Genomic DNA, 20294 nt, shown 5'->3' with positions numbered 1-20294 from the left:
CTGCTTTAAGTGGTGGGTCGTGCAGGATTCGAACCTGCGACCAATTGATTAAAAGTCAACTGCTCTACCAACTGAGCTAACGACCCACTTTTGCGCTGCTTTCACGTTGTTTGATATCCCGTGGCAACGGCGGCATATATTACTGATTTAAGAATTCTGCGCAACAAAAATTTCGATGAAGATCACTTAACTGCTTAGGAATCATGCTGCACGACCAGAAATAACGCGATTTCTGGTCATGCGATAATCAACCCATCGAACTCAAACGTTTTTGCGCTTGTTTGGCGCCGTCTGTACCCGGGAATTTCGCAACCACCTGCTGATAAACCGCTTTGGCTTTTGCAGTGTCGCCTTTGTCCTGCATGATCACGCCGACTTTATACATCGCATCAGGTGCTTTCGGTGATTTCGGGTAATTTTTCACCACAGAGGCAAAATAAAACGCCGCATCATCCTTTTTACCCTTGTTGTAATTCAACTGACCCAGCCAGTAGTTCGCATTTGGCTGGTAAGTAGAATCAGGGTACTTCTTAACGAAGTTCTGAAACGCAACGATAGCATCGTCCTGGCGCGATTTGTCCTGTACCAGGGCAATGGCCGCGTTATAGTCCGTATTCGCGTCACCGCTTTGTACAGGCGCTCCAGACGACGCGGAGGCATCTGCCGCAGGTGCAGGCGTCGCCGCACCGCTTTGATCGCCTGCTGCTGGCTGTGCTGCTGCTCCGCCGCTGTTCAGGCTATCCATCTGCAACAAAATTTGCTTCTGGCGCTCCACAACCTGATTAAGCTGATACTGACTCTCCTGGATCTGACCACGAAGGGAATCAATATCATTCTGGTTATCGGAAAGCTGCTGCTGGAGTTGAGTTAAAAGCTGGCTGTGAGCGTTAGAAATACGCTCGAGTTGAGTGACCCGGTCTTCTACCGAGCCTGAGCCGACACTACTGATTGGTGCCTGAGCAAAAGCGGCCCAGGGGGCCGCTATTCCAACCAGTAACGACAGACTCATCAGATGATGTCTGAAGTTACTGCTCATGCAATTCTCTTAGTAAACGAGTACGGCACGACGGTTTTTGGAGTAAGCCGCTTCGTCGTGACCCAGTACTGCTGGTTTTTCTTTACCGTAAGAAACGATGGAGATCTGGTCAGCAGAAACGCCTTTACCCTGGAGGTACATTTTAACAGCGTTTGCACGACGTTCACCCAGGGAGATGTTGTACTCCGGAGTACCACGTTCGTCCGCATGACCTTCTACGGTGACTTTGTAAGACGGGTTGCTACGCAGGAAGTTTGCGTGCGCATCCAGCATTGCAGCGAAGTCAGAACGGATGTCGTATTTATCCAGATCGAAGTAAACGATGTTGTTCTGCTGTAACTGCTGCATCTGAAGACGCGCTTGCTCTTCAGAAGACATATTGCCATTGCCGTTAGCGTCCATACCGGTGCCGGCACCCATCATGCCTTCGCCGCTCTGGTCATTGCTTGCGTTCTTGTTAGAAGAACACGCTGCGATTGCCATAACAGGCAGAGCGATCATCAGCCCCTTCAGCACTTTGTTCAGTTGCATTTCTAAGATTCCTTTAGTAATCAATTAATTATTATTACAGATACGGCGACCAGGCAGGTGATTTTACCTGTCCATCAGTTGCCGGAAGACGCGCTTTGAAACGCCCATCTGTAGAAACCAGATTCAGCACGGATCCCATCCCCTGAGAAGAGCTGTAGATTACCATGGTGCCGTTAGGTGCCAGACTTGGCGTTTCATCCAGGAACGTTGACGACAGTATTTGTACGCCTCCCGTTACCAGATCTTGTTTGGCAATGTGCTGCTGACCACCCGCAGTGCTGACCATTACCATTGTTTTACCATCGGCACTGACGTCAGCATCCTGGTTCTGAGAACCTTCCCAGGTAATACGCTGCGCTGCTCCGCCGTTGATATTCACTTTATAAACTTGTGGACGACCCGCCTGGTCGGACGTAAAGGCCAGATTCTGGCTGTCCGGGAACCAGGTTGGTTCAGTGTTATTGCTACGACCATCCGTGACCTGACGGATCTGACCAGAACCAATATCCATTACGTACAGATTCAGGCTACCGGTTTTAGACAGGGCAAACGCCAGTTTGGTACCGTCCGGAGAGAACGCAGGTGCACCGTTGTGACGTGGGAATGACGCAACCTGACGAACGGCACCGTTAGAGAGCGTCTGGATGACCAGCGCGGAGCGGCCGCTTTCGAAGGTCACATACGCCAGCTTTGAGCCGTCCGGAGACCATGCCGGAGACATCAGCGGCTGCGGTGAACGGTGTACGGTGAACTGGTTGTAACCATCGTAGTCAGAGACGCGCAGCTCATAAGGGAACTGGCCGCCGTTGGTCTGTACCACGTACGCGATACGGGTACGGAACGCACCTTTAATACCGGTCAGCTTCTCAAACACTTCGTCACTCGCCGTGTGGCCTGCGTAACGCAGCCACTGCTTGTTCACTTTATAGGTGTTTTGAGCCAGAACGGTACCCGGCGCACCGCCGGTATCCACCAGCTGATAAGCGACGTTATAGCCGCCGTCTGGCGCAGGGGTAACCTGCCCGACAACCACGGCATCAATACCCAGTGCAGACCATGCTGCAGGTTGAACTTCCTGCGCAGTACCCGGCTGCTGAGGCAGACGAGAACGATCTAAGGGGTTAAATTTACCGCTGTTACGCAGGTCAGCGGCAACGATGCCGCCAATATCTTCAGGCGCAGCGCCCGGGCCTGCCCACTGGAACGGAACGACACCAATCGGACGCGCCGAGTCCACCCCTTGGGTGATTTCGATACGTACTTCTGCGTGCAGTACAGCTGCCCACAGCATTAAAAAACTAACTGCTACACGTAATGCCTGCTTCATCATATCTCCCTTATCTGGGTAACCTTACCCACGATAATTTAGCAGAATGTTAACAAACTCAAATAGACAAAACTACTTATCCTGCTTACGACCATAGACTGTTTTTCATACTTCTGTTAGCAGAGTTGATTACAGCTTAAAGTCCAGTTTGGCATCTTTTATCCTTTCATAAACAGCCTCGCTAGGCGGTTTAGGAATGTTCGCCGATCTGGCTGCGGCCAGCGCAGCCTGACAGAGCGCAGGATCGCCCCCTTCAGACGTCACGCTTTTCAACCTGCCGTCTGGCGCAAGATTGATGTGCAGCACGCATTGCTTGCCCTGATACAGGCCTGCATCAAAGAGTCGGCTCTGAATCGCAACCTGGATCTGTTTGGCATAAGCACTGATATCTGCACCTGTTGCCCCACCGTTGGCTCCGGAGGTACCGCTGTCTTTTGACGGCTGTCCATTTCCTTTCGCCCCACCGCCCGTTTTCGGTGCATTCTTACCGGAACTCAGGTCGCCCAGCAGATCGTCAACTCCTGCGGCTGCGGCAGCTTTCTCAGCGGCAGCGGCCTTTTTAGCAGCGGCTTTTTCGGCTGCTGCTTTCTTATCGGCAGCGGCTTTCTCAGCTGCAGCTTTTTTATCAGCAGCGGCTTTTTCCGCAGCGGCGGCTTTTTCTGCCGCAGCTTTCTCAGCGGCAGCCGCTTTCTTCGCCGCTTCGGCGGCCGCTTTTTTCTCTGCTTCCTGGGCGGCTTTCTTCGCGGCTTCTGCTTCGGCTTTCTTCTGTGCGTCAGCAGCGGCTTTTTTCGCGGCTTCGGCTTCCGCTTTCTTCTTCGCATCAGCAGCGGCTTTCTTCGCGGCTTCTGCTTCGGCCTTCTTCTGCGCGTCAGCAGCGGCTTTTTTCGCTGCTTCTGCGGCTACTTTCGCCTGAGCATCTGCCTGCGCCTTAGCGTCTGCTGCGGCTTTGGCTGCCGCCTCCTCCGCCTGCTTCTGCTGTTCCTGAGCTTTCTTCGCTGCGGCTTCAGCCTGTTTCTGCTGCTCCGCCTGCTCTTTCGCGGCTTCCTGCGCCTGCAAACGCTCTTTCTCAAGCTGCTTCAAACGTTCCTGCTCGGCGGCCTGCTTTTCACGCAGCTCTTCCGCCTGCTGTTGCGCCTGTTTTTCACGCTGCTCTTCAGCGCGTTTTGCGCTCGCCTGCTGCTGTTGCTGACGATTATAGTTCTGCACTACCGCACCGGGATCTACCATGACGGCGTCGATGGATGAGCCTCCACCACCGCCCGATGCATCAATGTGCTCATCGAACGAACTCCAGATCAGCGCTGCAAAAAGAATCACGTGCAGCACTGCGGAGACGATTATCGCTCGCTTAAGCTTGTCGTTCTGTTCGGTTGCCTTTGACACTATCGGTTCCCAAAAACTACGCAGATGATCAAATAGGCTGAGTCATTAAGCCAACTGACTTAACGCCCGCGCTATGTAGCAAGTTCAGCGCTTTGATAATTTCATCATATGGTACGTCTTTCGCACCACCGATTAAGAAGACCGTCTTCGGATTTGACTCCAGGCGTCGTTGCGCTTCAGCAATAACCTGCTCTGGGGGGAGCTGATCCATACGATCCTTCTCGACCACCACGCTGTACTGCCCTACGCCGGAAACCTCAATGATGACCGGAGGATCGTCATTGGTGCTTACCGCCTGTGATTCTGTCGCATCCGGCAGATCAACTTCTACGCTCTGGGTGATGATGGGGGCTGTCGCCATAAAGATCAGCAGCAGCACCAGCAGCACGTCCAGTAACGGAACGATATTGATTTCGGACTTGAGCTCGCGACGACCTCGTCCACGCGATCTGGCCATGGTTTACCCCTTGTTGCTCTCGGTGCTGGTAAACGCCTGACGATGCAGAATCGCGGTGAACTCTTCCATAAAGTTGTCGTAGTTCAGTTCCAGTTTATTCACGCGCTGGTTCAGACGGTTGTACGCCATTACCGCCGGAATTGCCGCGAACAGACCGATTGCGGTCGCGATCAGTGCTTCTGCGATACCCGGTGCCACCATCTGCAAGGTTGCCTGCTTCACCGCCCCCAGGGCGATAAAGGCGTGCATGATCCCCCACACCGTACCAAACAGGCCGATATACGGGCTGATGGAGCCAACGGTTCCGAGGAAAGGAATATGCGTTTCAAGATTTTCCAGTTCGCGATTCATGGAAATGCGCATCGCACGCGACGCACCTTCTACCACGGCTTCCGGCGCATGGTTGTTAGCACGGTGTAAGCGAGCGAACTCTTTGAAACCACTATAAAAAATTTGTTCGGAGCCTGAAAGGTTATCACGGCGTCCCTGGCTTTCCTGATAGAGACGAGAAAGCTCTATACCCGACCAGAACTTATCTTCAAACGCTTCGGCTTCGCGGCCAGCGGCATTGAGGATACGCGTTCTCTGGATGATGATGGCCCAGGATGCGATTGAAAAACCAATCAAAATCAACATGATAAGTTTAACCAGAAGGCTTGCCTTCAGGAACAAATCAAGGATATTCATGTCAGTCACTGCTTAAACTCCGCGACAATAGACTTAGGAAGCGCACGAGGCTTCATTATGGTTGGATCAACACAGACAATCAGGACTTCAGCTGAGTTCAGTACCGTGTTCTCTGCATTGACTATCCGCTGCGTGAAAACCAGTGAAGTTCCGCGCATTGATGTAATTTCTGTTTGGACTTCGAGCATATCGTCGAGTCTGGCAGGCGCAAAATACTCAAGCGTCATCTTGCGTACCACGAAGGCAACTCGCTCAGCCAACAGCACCTGTTGACTAAAGTGATGATGGCGCAGCATCTCTGTGCGTGCCCGTTCATAAAAAGCAACGTAGCTGGCGTGGTAGACCACACCACCGGCATCGGTATCTTCGTAATAGACACGTACCGGCCATCGAAACAGCGTTGTATTCACTTTACATCCCGGTAATACAAGAAAAGTTGGAGCTTTCAAACTTCGCTACTATACGCGCGGGAATGATGGTTTGGAATGGGGGAAAGTAAACGGAGAGTAAATTTTTATGGGCTCGGGTAAGCCCATATCATTAACGGACATTTCTTATTCAGAAGAAGAAGAAAATCAAACCGGCGAGAAGAACCAGATCGGCAATCAGCGGGCAGAAGATGCCCTGCCAGTGAAGCGCTTTCGGACGAAAGCCGACACCGTGAATCACACCTGCACACACCGCCCACATAATCAGGAAGCCGTGCCAGATCTCAAGCTCGCTGGTTTTAGCCGCGAAGCGCGACGGGTCCCAGAAGATACAGCCCGCCAGCAGTAATGCCATAATGAGGGAAAGCGCCCGCAGGGGGCGCTTGTCCATTACCGCATATAACGTTGCGATAATATTCATTAGTGCTTATCTTCACCTGCTTTAGACGCTTCTACATGCTCAAGCGCCAGGGCAGTGATGACACCAAATGCACAGGCAAGAAGCGTCCCTAAAATCCATGCGAAATACCACATATTCAGCTCCTTACTTAATACATAGAGTGGGTGTTGCTTTCGATATGTTCTTTAGTGATGCGACCGAACATTTTCCAGTAACACCAGGCGGTGTAGAGCAGGATAATCGGCACGAACACGCAAGCAACGTACGTCATCAGGTTCAACGTCAACTGGCTGGACGTTGCATCCCACATGGTCAGGCTAGCATTCATCATGGTGCTGGATGGCATCACGAATGGGAACATAGCAATACCTGCCGTCAGGATAATGCACGCCAGCGTCAGGGAAGAGAACACGAACGCCATAGCGCCTTTCTCCAGACGAGACATTAACACTGTCAGCAGTGGCAGCAGCACACCCAGAGCAGGGATAGCCCACAGCGCAGGCATATTGTTGAAGTTCACCAGCCATGCGCCAGCCTGACGCGCCACCTCTTTGGTCAGCGGGTTAGACGGTGCGGTATGGTTAATGGCGGAGGTCACCACGTAGCCATCAATACCGTACACGACCCACACGCCTGCCAGCGCGAAGCAGACCAGCGTCACCAGCGCCGCCACCTGAGCGGTCGCACGGGAACGCAGGTGCAGTTCACCCACGGTACGCATCTGGAGATAGGTTGCGCCCTGGGTGATGATCATCGCCACGCTCACCACGCCCGCCAGCAGACCAAACGGATTCAGCAGCTGGAAGAAGTTACCGGTGTAGAACAGACGCATATATTCGTCGACGTGGAACGGTACGCCCTGTAACAGGTTACCGAACGCCACACCAATGACCAGCGGTGGAACGAAGCTACCAATGAAGATGCCCCAGTCCCACATGTTACGCCAGCGGGTGTCTTCAATCTTGGAGCGGTAGTCAAAACCTACCGGACGGAAGAATAAAGAGGCCAGCACCAGAATCATCGCCACATAGAAGCCGGAGAACGCAGCCGCGTAAACCATCGGCCAGGCAGCGAACAGCGCGCCGCCTGCGGTGATCAGCCACACCTGGTTACCGTCCCAGTGCGGGGCGATGGAGTTGATCATGATTCGACGCTCGGTGTCATTACGACCGAGGAAACGGGTGAGCATGCCCACGCCCATATCGAAACCATCGGTGACCGCAAAACCAATCAGCAGAACGCCGATCAACAGCCACCAGATAAAACGCAATACTTCATAATCGATCATTTGATGACTCCTGTCTTAGCGTGCCGGCTGAGTAGTCGTAACAGACTGCTCGTAGTGGTAGCGACCGGTTTTCAGGCTGCTTGGGCCAAGGCGCGCGAACTTGAACATCAGGAACAGTTCAGCCACCAGGAACAGGGTGTACAGACCGCAAATCAGCAGCATGGAGAAGATCAGGTCGCCTGCGGTCAGGGAGGAGTTCGCTACCGCTGTTGGCAGCACCTCACCGATCGCCCATGGCTGACGGCCATATTCCGCAACAAACCAGCCGGACTCGATAGCAATCCATGGCAGTGGGATACCGTACAGCGCGGTGCGCAGCAGCCATTTTTTCTCACCGATACGGTTACGAATGACTGACCAGAACGAGGCCGCGATGATCAGCAGCATGATAATGCCGCAACCCACCATGATGCGGAACGCGAAGTACAGCGGCGCAACGCGTGGAATAGAGTCTTTGGTTGCCATCTGAATCTGCGCTTCCGTCGCGTCGGAGACGTTCGGGGTATAGCGTTTCAGCAGCAGACCGTAACCGAGGTCTTTCTTCACGTCGTTAAATTGATCGCGAACGGCCTGGTCGGTAGAGCCGGCGCGCAGCTGTTCCAGCAGCGAGTAGGCTTTCATCCCGTTACGGATACGCTCTTCATGCTGCACCATCAGATCTTTCAGGCCAGTCACCTGTTTGTCGACGGAGCGCGTGGCGATAATACCCAGAGCGTAAGGAATTTGAATGGCGAAGCGGTTTTCCTGCGCGTCCTGGTCAGGCACGCCGAACAGGGTAAACGCTGCCGGTGCCGGCTGGGTTTCCCATTCAGCTTCAATTGCGGCGAGTTTGGTTTTCTGCACGTCACCCATTTCGTAACCGGATTCATCACCCAGAACAATAACGGACAGAATCGCGGCCATACCGAAGCTTGCTGCGATAGCGAAAGAACGCTTGGCGAACGCGAAGTCACGGCCGCGCAGCATATAGTAGGAGCTGATGCCCAGCACGAACATCGCGCCGCACACATAGCCAGACGCCACGGTGTGCACGAATTTAACCTGGGCAACCGGGTTCAGGACTAGCTCAGCGAAGCTGACCATCTCCATACGCATGGTTTCGAAGTTGAAATCAGATGCGATTGGGTTTTGCATCCAGCCGTTCGCCACCAGGATCCACAGTGCGGACAAGTTGGAGCCTAATGCCACCAGCCAGGTTACCGCCATATGCTGGACTTTACCCAGACGGTCCCAACCGAAGAAGAACAGACCTACAAAGGTGGATTCGAGGAAGAAGGCCATCAGACCTTCAATGGCCAGCGGCGCACCGAAAATATCCCCTACATAGTGGGAATAGTAAGACCAGTTTGTCCCGAACTGGAACTCCATGGTCAGACCGGTTGCCACGCCCAGCGCAAAGTTGATACCAAACAACTTGCCCCAGAACTTGGTCATATCTTTATAAATCTGTTTGCCGGAGAGGACGTAAACCGTTTCCATGATGGCCAGCAGGAACGCCATACCGAGCGTCAGCGGCACAAAAAGGAAGTGGTACATCGCGGTCAAGGCAAACTGTAAGCGCGACAGTTCGACTACGTCTAACATTATGACTCCTTGCTCATCGCATGAAGACTCCGAGAGTGAACCCCGTTAGATAAGGATCCACACGCATGCCCCAATACAAAGTTATCTGCTTCCCTTCTTCGTTGCTTATTCTCTACAGGAGGAAAAAGCAATGATGAAAGGTTACAAATACGTTAAGAAAAAACCAAATTGATCCCGTAAATATAATACGCTGCAAAACCCTTACAATAAACAGGTTTTTATTCGAACAGATTTACGTTTTTCGACGGCGATCAATTTATAGCAAAATTACCACTTTTCGGCCATTTTGATCGGGAACAATTTAACGCCTTTTGGAGCCTTTTTCCAAGGATTAAACATTGATTTAAATCAAAAACAGCCGGTACTGTTAATGATGTTTCTTTGTGGCATGGATAGTAAAAACCTTGTTAATAACATGTATATTTAAAGGCATTAATGGTTATAAAAGCCAGAAGATAATATAAACAGTTGTGATTTTTATTAACGCGCGTGAAAAAAGACCTTTTTGCAGGGAGAGAAACATATAATGTTATCCGCTTCACAGTATTTTTCTTTCGTTTTACTACCCGCCTAAAAGATTACATTTCATTCACCTTCGCTAATCTTAAAATTAACACCCTTTGGTGACTATTTGATGAAATAAAGGCCGCAGGGGATGCGGCCTTGATATTGTTCTTGAGATTACCTTTCAATTTTTATGCTGAAGGTGCGTGACTGGCCTGGCCTGAAAGACCCCGTAATGGCTGAGCCCTCCTCCCCTTGCGCTTTGCACACCTCATTCATGTCCGTTTCGCAACAGGCCTGGACCTCACGGTTCACAGACAAAGCCACGTCACAGGAGCGGGTCTCCGAAGGGTTGTACAGACGAAGAATCATCTCGTCACGATCCTCCGCTTTTTTCAGCGCACTGAGTACACATCCGTTAGGCGCCAGCGTTAGCAGGCTATAGCTACAGGGTGTGGTGAAAGAGGCACGGTTAAGCTTCATCGCATCCCACGGAATTTTGTTATAACAGTGCACTGGCGTTAACCACGACTTCGCCTGCTGCGCAACGCCAGCACTGACGGGCGTACCATTAAAACTGAACAGGCTAAAGCGACAGGTTAACTGGCCCCGCATCTGCGAATCAGGCACAGGCATTTTGATCCCGGACGGTCTGCCAGGGCGCAGAAGTAAGTCTTCCTTCCCAAGCAACCCGACGCCGCGAAGCAACGTCAGGGCAAACGTGTTTTGACGCTCACCTGTTACTTCAAATTCGCGCAACCCTTCGGTAAATAGCGCCATCCCGTTACGCCGTTCCTGGAGCACCGCGTAGTTGAGCAGATTCCACACCGGCAGCGGCGCTTCCTTCCATCCCTCCTCCTGCCAGTTTGCCATCGCTTCATCCTGTACAGGGCGCGTCAGCGAACCAAACTGGGTATCGGCTAAGACCGTCTCTGTGGTGAATGGTGTCGGGATCAGCACCCGCACACGGTGGTCATCCGCGTGATTTCCGAGACGTGCCTCGACGTCGATACGTCGGCTGTTATGGCTGAGCGTGACCGTGAGTTCTGCCTCAAGCGTTCCCGTCTGCTGACGCGCAGAACGTTCAGCGAGATCCGCTGGCACCGCCATTCGATGGCGGATCACCGCCCTGCTCTGCCAGGCCTCGTGGATCACCTCAACCTCATGTTCGCCCTGCGCGGAAGAGAGTCTCCACTCTTCCCGTGAAGGCGAGTAGTCGTACTCATCGCCATCATCCGAGCTCTCTTCAATTTCCAGCGCGCGGTCATAGATAAGCCCGGACGCTTTATCGAGCAGACGCAAAGTACCGTCCTCGTTTAACGTTACTTCCCAGAAAGCATTTTCCAGTAACGCCTCCGGCGATTTATCTGGCGTCTGCAGTTTGCCGGCCACGTGCGGCTCGATATAGAGCGTGCGGTAACCCATAGATGGCAGGATCTGGTTGAGCTGGATGTCAAACTCCATGAAGGGATCGTAGTTGCCGTAATGCACTATCTGCCGGTCAATCAGCCCGGGGTCTATCTCACGCGCGCTGCGGAGATAATAAGGGATTTCATTTCCCTTTTCGTCCAACAGGCGGAACTGGCTGGCGCGCAGACGTATCGTGGTGTTGATCACTTCCTCACGCGGCCAGGGCGTGAGGTTAAACATCACCAGTTTGTCTTCCTCGCTCTGCGGCATGTTGTCGACAATCTTGCGCATATAGAAGCACGTCAGGTTATCAGCCATGTCTTCCGCCAGCTCAAAGCGTGACATCACCTCGCGATGCACTTTATCGCTGCAGCAGCAGCCGATACTGTCGTGGGCGTGATTCTTGAGGATCTCTTTCCACATTTTTTCCAGCAAGCCGTGGTGATAGTCAAAGCCCAGCGTCCAGGCAAGCGTAGCCAACGGCTCGAGGACGTTGACGATTTTATTCTCTATCCGGGCGTGGGCGATTTTGATGTCCATCCGCGTGGAGCCGATCGTCCGGTGCACCCGCATATATTTACCGTCAATAAATTCCCCTTTCAGCGTCGCCAGTTCATCGCGGTGCGCATCGATATGGTCAAACACCTCCTCGAAGCGGCTCATCACAAACTGACGCTGCGGATAGATTTTGCGCAGCTTATCCATCACCGCAAATATGTTCTGCTGGAGCGGCATCTGATCATGGCCGTTAGGCAGCAAAATTTCTTTCGTCACGGAGGCTTTTTCGAGCACCTCGAAGTAGTTGTCGAGCCGTTTGCGCAGTCCGGCTTCATCCTCCGGTAAGTACTTACCAATCGCGTAGCCCAGCGGCAGCACCTGTGCCGTCACTTCGCTGCCGTCCTGGCTTTGCCAGAGAAATTCGGTTTTATCGGTACCGTGCCGCTCGGAACAGCCGCGCCAGAACATGGTGCGCGTGATGCCAAAACCGTTGTAAATGTGTGGCAGCTGGGAAGACATGCCGAAGGAGTCCGGCAGATAGCCAATTTTCATCGGCTCGCCAAAGGCCAGACAGTCGCGCATGCCGTACATCAGATTGCGCACAATCGACTCGCCGGAGACAAGGGTGGTATCCGTCTGGGTATACCACGGCCCGATAATCAGCTTCCCGGCCGCCACCAGCGCCTTCACGCGTGGCCTGTTTTCCGGTTTCACGGCAAAATAATCTTCCAGCACCGCCGTCTGGCCGTCGAGAACGTAGTATTTATACTCTGCGTCCTGCTCAAGACGGGTGAGGATCTCTTCCATATTATTGACCAGAAGAATACGTGACGCTTCGGTGGTGAAGTACCACTCCCGGTCCCAGTGCATATGTGGCGTGATATGAACGCGAGATACAGCTTTCATCTTCGTTTCCTGTCAGTGCGTGTTTAGGATGGTATGTCTTCAGTCACGTAGGTACCGCTCTTCACGGCCTGGCGTCGCCAGAGCAGTAAAATGAGCGTAGAGATTGCGGCGCCCACCAGCGCGGCGCCAAACCACCCGGCAGCGGCTATCACGCCGCCCAGCCCGGCATCATGCAGTAAGAAGAGAGAGAAAATGCCCGCGCCCGGGGTGGAGAGCCCAATACCCATCGCTCCGACAATCGCTCCGGTCGCCATTGACCCCAGAACAAATGAGCCGATGACTCGCAACGGATCCTCGATAGCCATCGGAATTGCCCCTTCGGTGATGCCCGCCAGCCCCAGCAGCCAGGTGGATTTGCCGGTCTCAATTTCGAACTGTTTAAACAGATTCGGAGCCAGCATCGTTGATGCCGTCACGGTAAAGGCCGAAACCATTTTGACGGAGGCGAAGATCGCATAAGGCCCGTATACGCCGTTGGCCATCGCGCCCAGACAGAACGCGTAAGAGGCTTTGTTGACCGGACCGCCCAGATCGAACGAGCACATAAAGCCCAGGATCGCCCCCAGCAGCAGCGCGTTCGCGCCGGAGAGACCATTAAGCCAGGCGGTCAGAGCGTTATTGATCCAGGCCACCGGTTCGCCGATCACAAACAGCATCAGGCTGCCTGCGCCCAGTACGCCAATCACCGGATAGAGATAAAAGGTCAGAAAGCCGTTGTAGCGGCTACTCAGCCGGATGTGGTTTTTCACCCAGCGCATCAGGTAGCCCGCAATCAGCCCGCCGACGATGGCCCCCAGAAAGCCGGAGCCGATCATATTGGCGGCAAGGCCCGCCGCAAAGCCCGGCGTAAGCGCAGGTTTATCCGCCAGCGAGTAAGCGGTATAGGCCGCCAGAACAGGGACCATCAGAATGCCGAGCATCCCACCGCCCAGTTTGCGGTACATCCACAGCCACGAGTTTTCCTGATCGAACAGGTGCTGCAAGCCCAGGATTTGCGCCAGGAGTACCGACACGGCCAGCACCGTGCCGCCAGCGACAATCAGCGGCACCGCAAAGGAGATACCGCTGAGCAGCGCTTGCTTGAGTTCGGTTTTAACGGACTTTTTCGCGTCCGTGTCGACGTGCGCAGGACGCGCATCGGATACAGGCTGTAGCGTCAGCGCACGCTCAATGAGCGCTTCCGCATGGCGCAAGGGTTCCGCGACAGGCACGGAAATGGCGGGGATCCCCTGAAAACGCTCACGCTCTTTGATCGCCACTTCCGCCGCGAAGATACACGCTTTTGCCTCCTGCAAATGCTGCGCGGTGATGCGCCCCTCAATACCGTTTGCCCCCTGCTTTTCGACCACTACATTGACGCCGAGCTTACGTCCCGCTTTTTCGAGATATTCCGCTGCCATGTAGGTATGGGCGATCCCGGCCGGACAGGCGGTAACGCAGACGATCGTCGGGGCATTCTCTGCGACGGCGGTTTCTTGCGCCTCAGGCGCCGTTTCCAGCGCAGCAAGCACCGCTTCCGCGCTGGTCGCCGTCATCACGTGCGCCCTGAGAACGTCATCCGCCAGGCGGGACGTCAGTTCCGTCAGCACCTGAATATGCGTTGATCCCGCTTGTGCGGGAGGAATGGCGAGCAAAAAAATCAGCTCGACCTCCTCCGGTCCGTCCACGCCTTCCCAGATCAGCGGCTCGCGCAGTGTTGCCACGGCAAAAGCCGCTTCCTTTACTGCCGCTGATTTACCATGGGGTACGGCCAGCCCCTCGCCCAGCGCCGTCGGGCCAAGCGATTCGCGATGGAAAACCTCTGCCAGAAACGTATCGGCGTCGGCTATTTTGCCCAACGCTACCAGCCGCGTCGCAAGCTGACGGATTGCCTCATCACGGCTGGTAAACTGCGCCTGCACGCAGACAGCACGGGGGTCGGTCAGAGTCGTCAGGTTCATAAGATCCTCACCTATCCAAAGTTATTGTCTGGGGAGGATTGTGGCAGACTGGATAATACATTTATGTGATCATTTTCACTAACAACGATATTTGTATTTAATTTGTATTATTTACAAATCAGTCACTGAAGGCATAATTCCCCTAAAAAGGTATTAAAAAGGCGTAACACAATGGGCAATAAACCGATGTACCGGCAGATCGCCGATGCGTTCCGCGAGAAGATTAACGCCGGGGAATTAAAACCCGGAGACGCGCTGCCGACGGAATCCAGCCTTCAGGAGGCATTTAACGTTAGCCGTGTCACCGTGCGGCAGGCTTTGAAGCTGCTCGCCGACGAGCAGATCATCGAAAGCATTCAGGGCAGTGGCTCGTATGTAAAAGAGGAGCGGGTGAATTACGATATTTATCAGCTTACCGGCTTTTACGAAAAACTGGCGGATCGCAACGTTGATACGCACAGCGACGTCAGCGTCTTCGAAGTGGTGAAAGCCGATGAGTGGCTCGCGGCAAAACTGGCGCTCAATCCGGATGATAAGGTCTGGCACGTCAAGCGCGTACGCTTCATCAGGGAAAAGCCGGTGAATCTGGAAGAGACATGGATGCCGCTGGCGATGTTCCCCGACCTCACCTGGGAAGTGATGGAACAGTCGAAATACCATTACATTGAGCAGGTCAAAAAGCTGGTTATCGATCGCAGCGAGCAGGAGCTGGTGCCAGTCATGCCATCGGACGAGGCGATTGCCGCCCTGGCGCTCGATCCGGCAAAACCAATTCTTGAAAAAGTTTCCCGCGGCTTCCTGAAAGACGGCCGGGTATTTGAATACAGTCGCAACGTGTTTAATACCGACGACTATAAATTCACTCTGGTGGCTAAACGCAGACAATAAAAAAAGGCCGCTTTACAGCGGCCAACCATGTCGAAACGGACATTTTTTTATACTTCAACGCGCCCCATTCGGGGAGCAGAGAGGACTTACTTAATGATGGATTTCAGTGCTTCACCGATATCCGCCAGGCTGCGAACGGTTTTCACGCCTGCGGCTTCCAGTGCTGCGAATTTCTCATCAGCCGTACCTTTACCGCCAGCGATAATCGCACCCGCGTGACCCATACGTTTGCCTTTCGGCGCGGTCACACCCGCGATGTAACCCACCACCGGCTTGGTCACATGATCTTTGATGTAAGCAGCCGCTTCTTCTTCCGCGCTACCACCGATCTCACCGATCATCACGATCGCTTCGGTCTGTGGATCTTCCTGGAACAGCTTCAGGATGTCGATGAAGTTAGAGCCTGGGATCGGGTCACCGCCGATGCCCACGCAGGTGGACTGGCCGAAGCCGTAATCGGTGGTCTGCTTAACTGCTTCATAGGTCAGGGTACCGGAACGGGACACGATGCCCACTTTGCCCGGTTTGTGAATGTGGCCCGGCATGATGCCGATTTTGCATTCGCCTGGGGTGATAACGCCTGGGCAGTTCGGGCCGATCATGCGCACGCCTGCTTCGTCCAGCTTCACCTTCACGGTCAGCATATCCAGCGTCGGGATGCCTTCGGTGATGGTGATGATCAGCTTAATGCCTGCGTCGATCGCTTCCAGAATAGAGTCTTTGCAGAACGGCGCTGGAACGTAGATCACGGTCGCGGTTGCGCCCGTCGCTTCTACTGCTTCACGCACGGTGTTGAACACCGGCAGGCCCAGGTGCGTGGTGCCGCCTTTACCTGGCGTTACGCCGCCAACCATCTGCGTACCGTAGGCAATCGCCTGTTCGGAGTGGAAAGTCCCCTGGCTACCGGTGAAGCCCTGGCAGATAACCTTGGTATCTTTATTAATTAAAACGGACATTATTTCCCCTCCACTGCGGCAACAACCTGCTGAGCTGCATCCGTCAGACTTTTCGCTGCAATAATATTCAGGCCGCTGTCAGCCAGTTTTTTCGCGCCGAGTTCAGCGTTATTCCCTTCCAGACGTACAACAACCGGAACGTTAACGCCCACTTCTCCTACCGCGCCGATGATACCGTCGGCGATCAGGTCGCAACGTACGATACCGCCGAAGATGTTCACCAGAACCGCTTTTACGTTGCTGTCAGAGAGAATGATTTTGAACGCTTCGGTTACGCGCTCTTTGGTTGCGCCACCGCCCACGTCGAGGAAGTTCGCTGGCTCACCGCCGTGCAGCTTAACGATGTCCATGGTGCCCATTGCCAGGCCCGCACCGTTAACCATGCAGCCGATGTTGCCATCCAGCGCCACGTAGTTCAGCTCCCACTGGGCAGCCTGCGCTTCACGCGGATCTTCCTGAGACTGGTCGCGCATTTCGCGCAGATCCGCCTGGCGGAACAGCGCGTTGCCGTCAGCGCCCAGCTTGCCGTCGAGGCAGATCAGGTCGCCCTGGGTGGTGATCACCAGCGGGTTGATCTCGATCAGCGCCAGATCGCGCTCCAGGAAGATGGTCGCCAGCCCCATGAAGATCTTGGTGAACTGCTGAACCAGCTTGCCTTCCAGACCCAGTTTGAACGCCAGCTCACGTCCCTGGTAAGGCATTGGGCCCGCCAGCGGATCGATTGCCACTTTGTGGATCAGGTGCGGGGTCTCTTCCGCCACTTTTTCGATTTCCACGCCGCCTTCGGTAGATGCCATGAACACCACGCGACGGGAGCTACGGTCTACGACTGCGCCGAGGTACAATTCTTTCGCGATGTCGGTTGCCGCTTCAACCAGGATCTGGTTGACCGGCTGGCCATTCGCATCTGTCTGGTAGGTTACCAGACGCTTGCCGAGCCAATGTTCAGCAAACGCACGGATCTCTTCTTTGCTCTTAACAATCTTCACACCGCCCGCTTTACCACGGCCACCAGCGTGAACCTGACATTTAACTACCCACGGGCCGGAACCGATTTTAGATGCGGCTTCTTCTGCTTCACGCGGGGTAGTACAGGCATAACCCACCGGAGCCGGTAAGCCTGACCTGGCAAACAGCTGTTTGGCCTGATATTCATGTAAGTTCATGTGTTCTATCCATCCTTCAGGGTAATCGTTATCTTCAAACCTGTAGACCGGCGCTACGCTTATCCGGCCTACAGGGCAGGTGATGCTAAATAGTTACTAAACGTCCAGCAGCAGACGCGTTGGATCTTCCAGCAGCTCTTTAATGGCAACCAGGAAGCCTACGGACTCGCGGCCGTCGATCAGGCGGTGATCGTATGAGAGCGCCAGGTACATCATCGGCAGGATCTCAACTTTACCGTCTACCGCCATTGGACGATCTTTAATGGCGTGCATACCCAGGATCGCGCTCTGCGGCGGGTTGATGATCGGGGTAGACATCAGCGAGCCGAACACGCCACCGTTGGTAATGGTGAAGTTACCGCCGGTCAGGTCTTCAACGGTCAGTTTGCCGTCGCGGCCTTTCACGGCCAGCTCTTTGATTTTCTTCTCAATGTCAGCCATACCCAGGGTGTCCACGTCACGCAGAACCGGGGTGACCAGGCCGCGTGGGGTAGAAACCGCCATGCTGACGTCGAAGTAGTTGTGGTAAACCACGTCATCGCCATCGATAGACGCGTTCACTTCCGGGTAGCGTTTCAGCGCTTCAACTACCGCTTTCACGTAGAAGGACATGAAGCCCAGACGGATACCGTGACGTTTTTCAAACGCGTCACCGTACTGCTTGCGCAGGTCCATGATTGGCTTCATGTTGACTTCGTTGAAGGTGGTCAGCATCGCGGTGGAGTTTTTCGCTTCCAGCAGACGCTCGGCCACGCGCTTGCGCAGGCGGGTCATCGGCACGCGTTTTTCGCTACGTGCGCCCAGAGCTGGCTGTGCCGCTGGTGCTGCCGCAGGGGCTTTCGCTTCCGCTTTCGCCTCTGAAGGCGCTTTTGCCAGATGCTTGTCGATATCTTCGCGAGTCAGACGGCCACCCACGCCGGTGCCTTTGATGGCTGCCGGATCGAGGCTGTGCTCAGCCAGCAGGCGACGGATCGCCGGGCTAAGCGCGTCATTGGTTTGCTCTTCCAGAGACGCCTGCTGGCGCTGGGCTGGGGTAGACGCTTTCTCTTCAGATTTCGCGCTGGACTCTTTGCCCGCGCTGTTGCCTTCACGCAGGCGACCCAGGATCTGGCGAGAAGTCACGGTCGTACCTTCGTCTTCCAGGACTGCATCCAGAATGCCATCCGCTGAAGCCGGTACTTCCAGTACCACTTTGTCAGTTTCGATTTCTACCAGCACTTCGTCACGGGTTACCGCGTCGCCTGGTTTTTTGTGCCAGGTGGCGACGGTTGCATCTGCTACGGACTCAGGCAGGTCGGGAACAAGAATATCTACGCTACTCATTATGTATCCTTTAATTAATCGACGTTCAGCGCGTCATTGACCAGATCTTGTTGCTGCTTCTGGTGAACGGACATATACCCTACCGCCGGAGAGGCGGAGGCCGGGCGACCTGCATAACGCAGGGCAGACCCAAATGGAATCACTTCACGGAAATGATGCTGGCTGCAATACCATGCGCCCTGGTTGAGCGGCTCTTCCTGGCACCAGACAAAATCATGAACGTGAGCGTACTGTTTCAGTACTTCCTGCATCGCCTGATGCGGGAACGGATAAAGCTGCTCGATACGCACGATGGCGACATCTTTCTGATCGTTCTTACGGCGCTGTTCCAGCAGGTCGTAATAAACCTTACCAGAACACATTACGACACGCTTAACGGCCTGCGGATCCAGCTCGTCAATTTCACCGATGGCTGGCAGGAAGGTGCCGTTAGCCAGTTCATCCAGGCTCGAAACCGCCAGCGGATGACGCAGCAGGGATTTTGGCGACATGACCACCAGCGGACGGCGCATACCGCGCAGCGCCTGACGACGCAACATGTGGTACACCTGAGCCGGGGTGGACGGCACGCAGACCTGCATGTTCTGCTCGGCGCAGAGTTGCAGATAACGCTCCAGACGCGCGGAGGAGTGCTCCGGCCCTTGTCCTTCATAGCCGTGCGGCAGCAACATCACCAGACCACACATACGGCCCCACTTCTGCTCACCGGAGGAGATGAACTGGTCGATGACGACCTGCGCACCGTTGGCGAAGTCACCGAACTGCGCTTCCCAGATAGTCAGGGTGCGAGGTTCTGCGGTGGCGTAGCCGTATTCGAAGGCCAGAACCGCTTCTTCTGACAGCACGGAGTCCCAGACCTTGAACTGGCCCTGACCGTTATGCACGTGCTGAAGCGGAGTATAGGTTGAACCGTTAGACTGGTTGTGTACAACCGCATGACGGTGGAAGAAGGTGCCACGACCCGCATCTTCACCGGACAGACGAACCGGAATACCTTCGTCAACCAGCGTCGCATAGGCCAGCGTTTCCGCGCCGCCCCAGTCGAACAGCTTTTCACCCGCCGCCATGGCCTGGCGGTCGCCATAGATCTTGGCCACGCGGGATTGCATCTCGATCGCTTCCGGCACGGTGCTGATGCGTTTAGCCAGCTCCTGCAAACGCTTCATCTCAACCTTGTTCGGGTAGCTCTCGTCCCACTCGTGGTTGAGGTACGGCGACCAGGTAAAGGAGTGCATGTTCATTGGGCGCAGCTCTTTGACCACGCATTCACCCGCGTCCAGCGCGTCGCGATAAAGATTGACCATTTCGGTCGCATCTTCCAGCGTCGCCACTTTTTCGCTTTCCAGCTTGTCAGCATAGATTTTACGCGGCGTCGGGTGTTTTTTGATTTTCTGGTACATCAACGGCTGGGTTGCACTTGGCTCATCCGCTTCGTTGTGGCCGTGACGGCGGTAGCAGAAGAGGTCAATGAACACGTCGCGCTTAAAGGTGTTACGGAAGTCCAGCGCCAGACGGGTAACGAAAGCAACGGCTTCCGGGTCATCCGCGTTTACGTGGAAGATTGGCGCCTGAACCATTTTAC

The 20294-nt window shown here is 54.4% G+C and carries 18 protein-coding genes and 1 tRNA gene; 1 reads left to right on the top strand and 18 read right to left on the bottom strand.

All coding sequences use genetic code 11. The features are described 5' to 3' along the window. Nucleotides 1-10: 10 nt before the first annotated feature. From HP459_RS01460 to mngA, 14 genes are all read right to left on the bottom strand, one after another. Nucleotides 11-86 (bottom strand) — tRNA-Lys (locus tag HP459_RS01460). Nucleotides 87-247: 161 nt separating this feature from the next. Continuing rightward, a complete protein-coding gene (gene cpoB / locus HP459_RS01455; protein ID WP_003858574.1) occupies nt 248-1036 on the bottom strand; it encodes a cell division protein CpoB in 789 nt (262 codons plus the stop codon). Nucleotides 1037-1045: 9 nt separating this feature from the next. After that, entirely contained in the window at nt 1046-1567 is a 522-nt protein-coding gene (gene pal / locus HP459_RS01450; RefSeq protein WP_003858578.1) for a peptidoglycan-associated lipoprotein Pal, read from the bottom strand. A 34-nt stretch (nt 1568-1601) separates the two neighbouring features. Beyond that, entirely contained in the window at nt 1602-2894 is a 1293-nt protein-coding gene (gene tolB, locus HP459_RS01445; RefSeq protein WP_023305712.1) for a Tol-Pal system beta propeller repeat protein TolB, read from the bottom strand. Between the two features lie 129 nt (nt 2895-3023). Further along, on the bottom strand, nt 3024-4277 hold the full coding sequence (gene tolA / locus HP459_RS01440; RefSeq protein ID WP_023299616.1) for a cell envelope integrity protein TolA: 1254 nt from the start codon (nt 4275-4277) through the stop codon (nt 3024-3026). Nucleotides 4278-4305: 28 nt separating this feature from the next. Next, nucleotides 4306-4734 carry a colicin uptake protein TolR gene (tolR, locus tag HP459_RS01435; RefSeq protein WP_003858589.1) on the bottom strand — a complete coding sequence of 143 codons (429 nt, stop codon included), beginning with the start codon at nt 4732-4734 and terminating at the stop codon, nt 4306-4308. A gap of 3 nt (nt 4735-4737) precedes the next feature. Next, on the bottom strand, nt 4738-5430 hold the full coding sequence (gene tolQ, locus HP459_RS01430) for a Tol-Pal system protein TolQ (RefSeq protein ID WP_022647470.1): 693 nt from the start codon (nt 5428-5430) through the stop codon (nt 4738-4740). After that, nucleotides 5427-5831, bottom strand: a complete 405-nt coding sequence (gene ybgC, locus HP459_RS01425; RefSeq protein WP_003858593.1) for a tol-pal system-associated acyl-CoA thioesterase — start codon at nt 5829-5831, stop codon at nt 5427-5429. Before ybgC ends, tolQ begins: the two co-directional genes overlap by 4 nt. A 148-nt stretch (nt 5832-5979) precedes the next feature. Continuing rightward, nucleotides 5980-6270, bottom strand: coding sequence for a cyd operon protein YbgE (ybgE, locus tag HP459_RS01420; protein ID WP_003858596.1), 291 nt, complete (start codon nt 6268-6270; stop codon nt 5980-5982). Then, nucleotides 6270-6383: a cytochrome bd-I oxidase subunit CydX gene (gene cydX / locus HP459_RS01415; RefSeq protein WP_014169181.1), complete on the bottom strand. Its 114-nt coding sequence runs from the start codon at nt 6381-6383 to the stop codon at nt 6270-6272. The genes ybgE and cydX overlap by 1 nt, the downstream gene beginning before the upstream one ends. A 14-nt stretch (nt 6384-6397) precedes the next feature. Further along, entirely contained in the window at nt 6398-7537 is a 1140-nt protein-coding gene (gene cydB, locus HP459_RS01410; RefSeq protein ID WP_022647469.1) for a cytochrome d ubiquinol oxidase subunit II, read from the bottom strand. 15 nt (nt 7538-7552) lie between these two features. After that, the gene (gene cydA, locus HP459_RS01405) at nt 7553-9121 is read right to left on the bottom strand and encodes a cytochrome ubiquinol oxidase subunit I (RefSeq protein ID WP_023299615.1); all 1569 of its coding nucleotides are present in this window, start codon (nt 9119-9121) and stop codon (nt 7553-7555) included. Nucleotides 9122-9802: 681 nt separating this feature from the next. After that, nucleotides 9803-12439 (bottom strand): mannosylglycerate hydrolase, encoded by a 2637-nt coding sequence (mngB, locus tag HP459_RS01400; RefSeq protein WP_126291943.1) that lies wholly within the window; start codon nt 12437-12439, stop codon nt 9803-9805. 23 nt (nt 12440-12462) lie between these two features. After that, nucleotides 12463-14379 carry a PTS 2-O-a-mannosyl-D-glycerate transporter subunit IIABC gene (gene mngA, locus HP459_RS01395; protein ID WP_171935840.1) on the bottom strand — a complete coding sequence of 639 codons (1917 nt, stop codon included), beginning with the start codon at nt 14377-14379 and terminating at the stop codon, nt 12463-12465. 171 nt (nt 14380-14550) lie between these two features. Here mngA and HP459_RS01390 point away from each other — a divergent pair, with 171 nt between their 5' ends. Continuing rightward, complete coding sequence (locus HP459_RS01390) at nt 14551-15267, top strand: GntR family transcriptional regulator (RefSeq protein ID WP_171935839.1); 717 nt, start codon at nt 14551-14553, stop codon at nt 15265-15267. An 86-nt stretch (nt 15268-15353) separates the two neighbouring features. On the opposite strand, the gene sucD is transcribed toward HP459_RS01390, so the two are convergent. The 4 genes from sucD to sucA form a co-directional block, all read right to left on the bottom strand. Continuing rightward, nucleotides 15354-16223, bottom strand: coding sequence for a succinate--CoA ligase subunit alpha (gene sucD, locus HP459_RS01385; RefSeq protein ID WP_006809578.1), 870 nt, complete (start codon nt 16221-16223; stop codon nt 15354-15356). Beyond that, the gene (sucC, locus tag HP459_RS01380; protein ID WP_171935838.1) at nt 16223-17389 is read right to left on the bottom strand and encodes an ADP-forming succinate--CoA ligase subunit beta; all 1167 of its coding nucleotides are present in this window, start codon (nt 17387-17389) and stop codon (nt 16223-16225) included. Before sucC ends, sucD begins: the two co-directional genes overlap by 1 nt. Before the next feature lie 96 nt (nt 17390-17485). Further along, nucleotides 17486-18712 (bottom strand): 2-oxoglutarate dehydrogenase complex dihydrolipoyllysine-residue succinyltransferase, encoded by a 1227-nt coding sequence (gene odhB, locus HP459_RS01375; protein ID WP_023299612.1) that lies wholly within the window; start codon nt 18710-18712, stop codon nt 17486-17488. A 14-nt stretch (nt 18713-18726) separates the two neighbouring features. Continuing rightward, on the bottom strand, nt 18727-20294 hold a 1568-nt coding region (sucA, locus tag HP459_RS01370; protein ID WP_171935837.1), incomplete at its 5' end, for a 2-oxoglutarate dehydrogenase E1 component.

Source organism: Enterobacter sp. CM29 (assembly GCF_013179605.1).
Taxonomy (GTDB): Bacteria; Pseudomonadota; Gammaproteobacteria; order Enterobacterales; family Enterobacteriaceae; genus Enterobacter; species Enterobacter intestinihominis.
Note: the sequence above shows the minus strand (reverse complement) of the source record. Positions and strands in the feature narration are given on the sequence as shown.

Excerpts from the sequence above, each read along its gene's own strand:
- cydB (WP_022647469.1), bottom strand. The coding sequence starts at position 7,537 with ATGATCGATTATGAAGTATTGCGTTTTATCTGGTGGCTGTTGATCGGC.
- pal (WP_003858578.1), bottom strand. The coding sequence starts at position 1,567 with ATGCAACTGAACAAAGTGCTGAAGGGGCTGATGATCGCTCTGCCTGTT.
- tolR (WP_003858589.1), bottom strand. The coding sequence starts at position 4,734 with ATGGCCAGATCGCGTGGACGAGGTCGTCGCGAGCTCAAGTCCGAAATC.
- mngA (WP_171935840.1), bottom strand. The coding sequence starts at position 14,379 with ATGAACCTGACGACTCTGACCGACCCCCGTGCTGTCTGCGTGCAGGCG.
- cpoB (WP_003858574.1), bottom strand. The coding sequence starts at position 1,036 with ATGAGCAGTAACTTCAGACATCATCTGATGAGTCTGTCGTTACTGGTT.
- cydA (WP_023299615.1), bottom strand. The coding sequence starts at position 9,121 with ATGTTAGACGTAGTCGAACTGTCGCGCTTACAGTTTGCCTTGACCGCG.
- sucD (WP_006809578.1), bottom strand. The coding sequence starts at position 16,223 with ATGTCCGTTTTAATTAATAAAGATACCAAGGTTATCTGCCAGGGCTTC.
- mngB (WP_126291943.1), bottom strand. The coding sequence starts at position 12,439 with ATGAAAGCTGTATCTCGCGTTCATATCACGCCACATATGCACTGGGAC.
- HP459_RS01390 (WP_171935839.1), top strand. The coding sequence starts at position 14,551 with ATGGGCAATAAACCGATGTACCGGCAGATCGCCGATGCGTTCCGCGAG.
- odhB (WP_023299612.1), bottom strand. The coding sequence starts at position 18,712 with ATGAGTAGCGTAGATATTCTTGTTCCCGACCTGCCTGAGTCCGTAGCA.
- cydX (WP_014169181.1), bottom strand. The coding sequence starts at position 6,383 with ATGTGGTATTTCGCATGGATTTTAGGGACGCTTCTTGCCTGTGCATTT.
- tolB (WP_023305712.1), bottom strand. The coding sequence starts at position 2,894 with ATGAAGCAGGCATTACGTGTAGCAGTTAGTTTTTTAATGCTGTGGGCA.
- sucC (WP_171935838.1), bottom strand. The coding sequence starts at position 17,389 with ATGAACTTACATGAATATCAGGCCAAACAGCTGTTTGCCAGGTCAGGC.
- ybgE (WP_003858596.1), bottom strand. The coding sequence starts at position 6,270 with ATGAATATTATCGCAACGTTATATGCGGTAATGGACAAGCGCCCCCTG.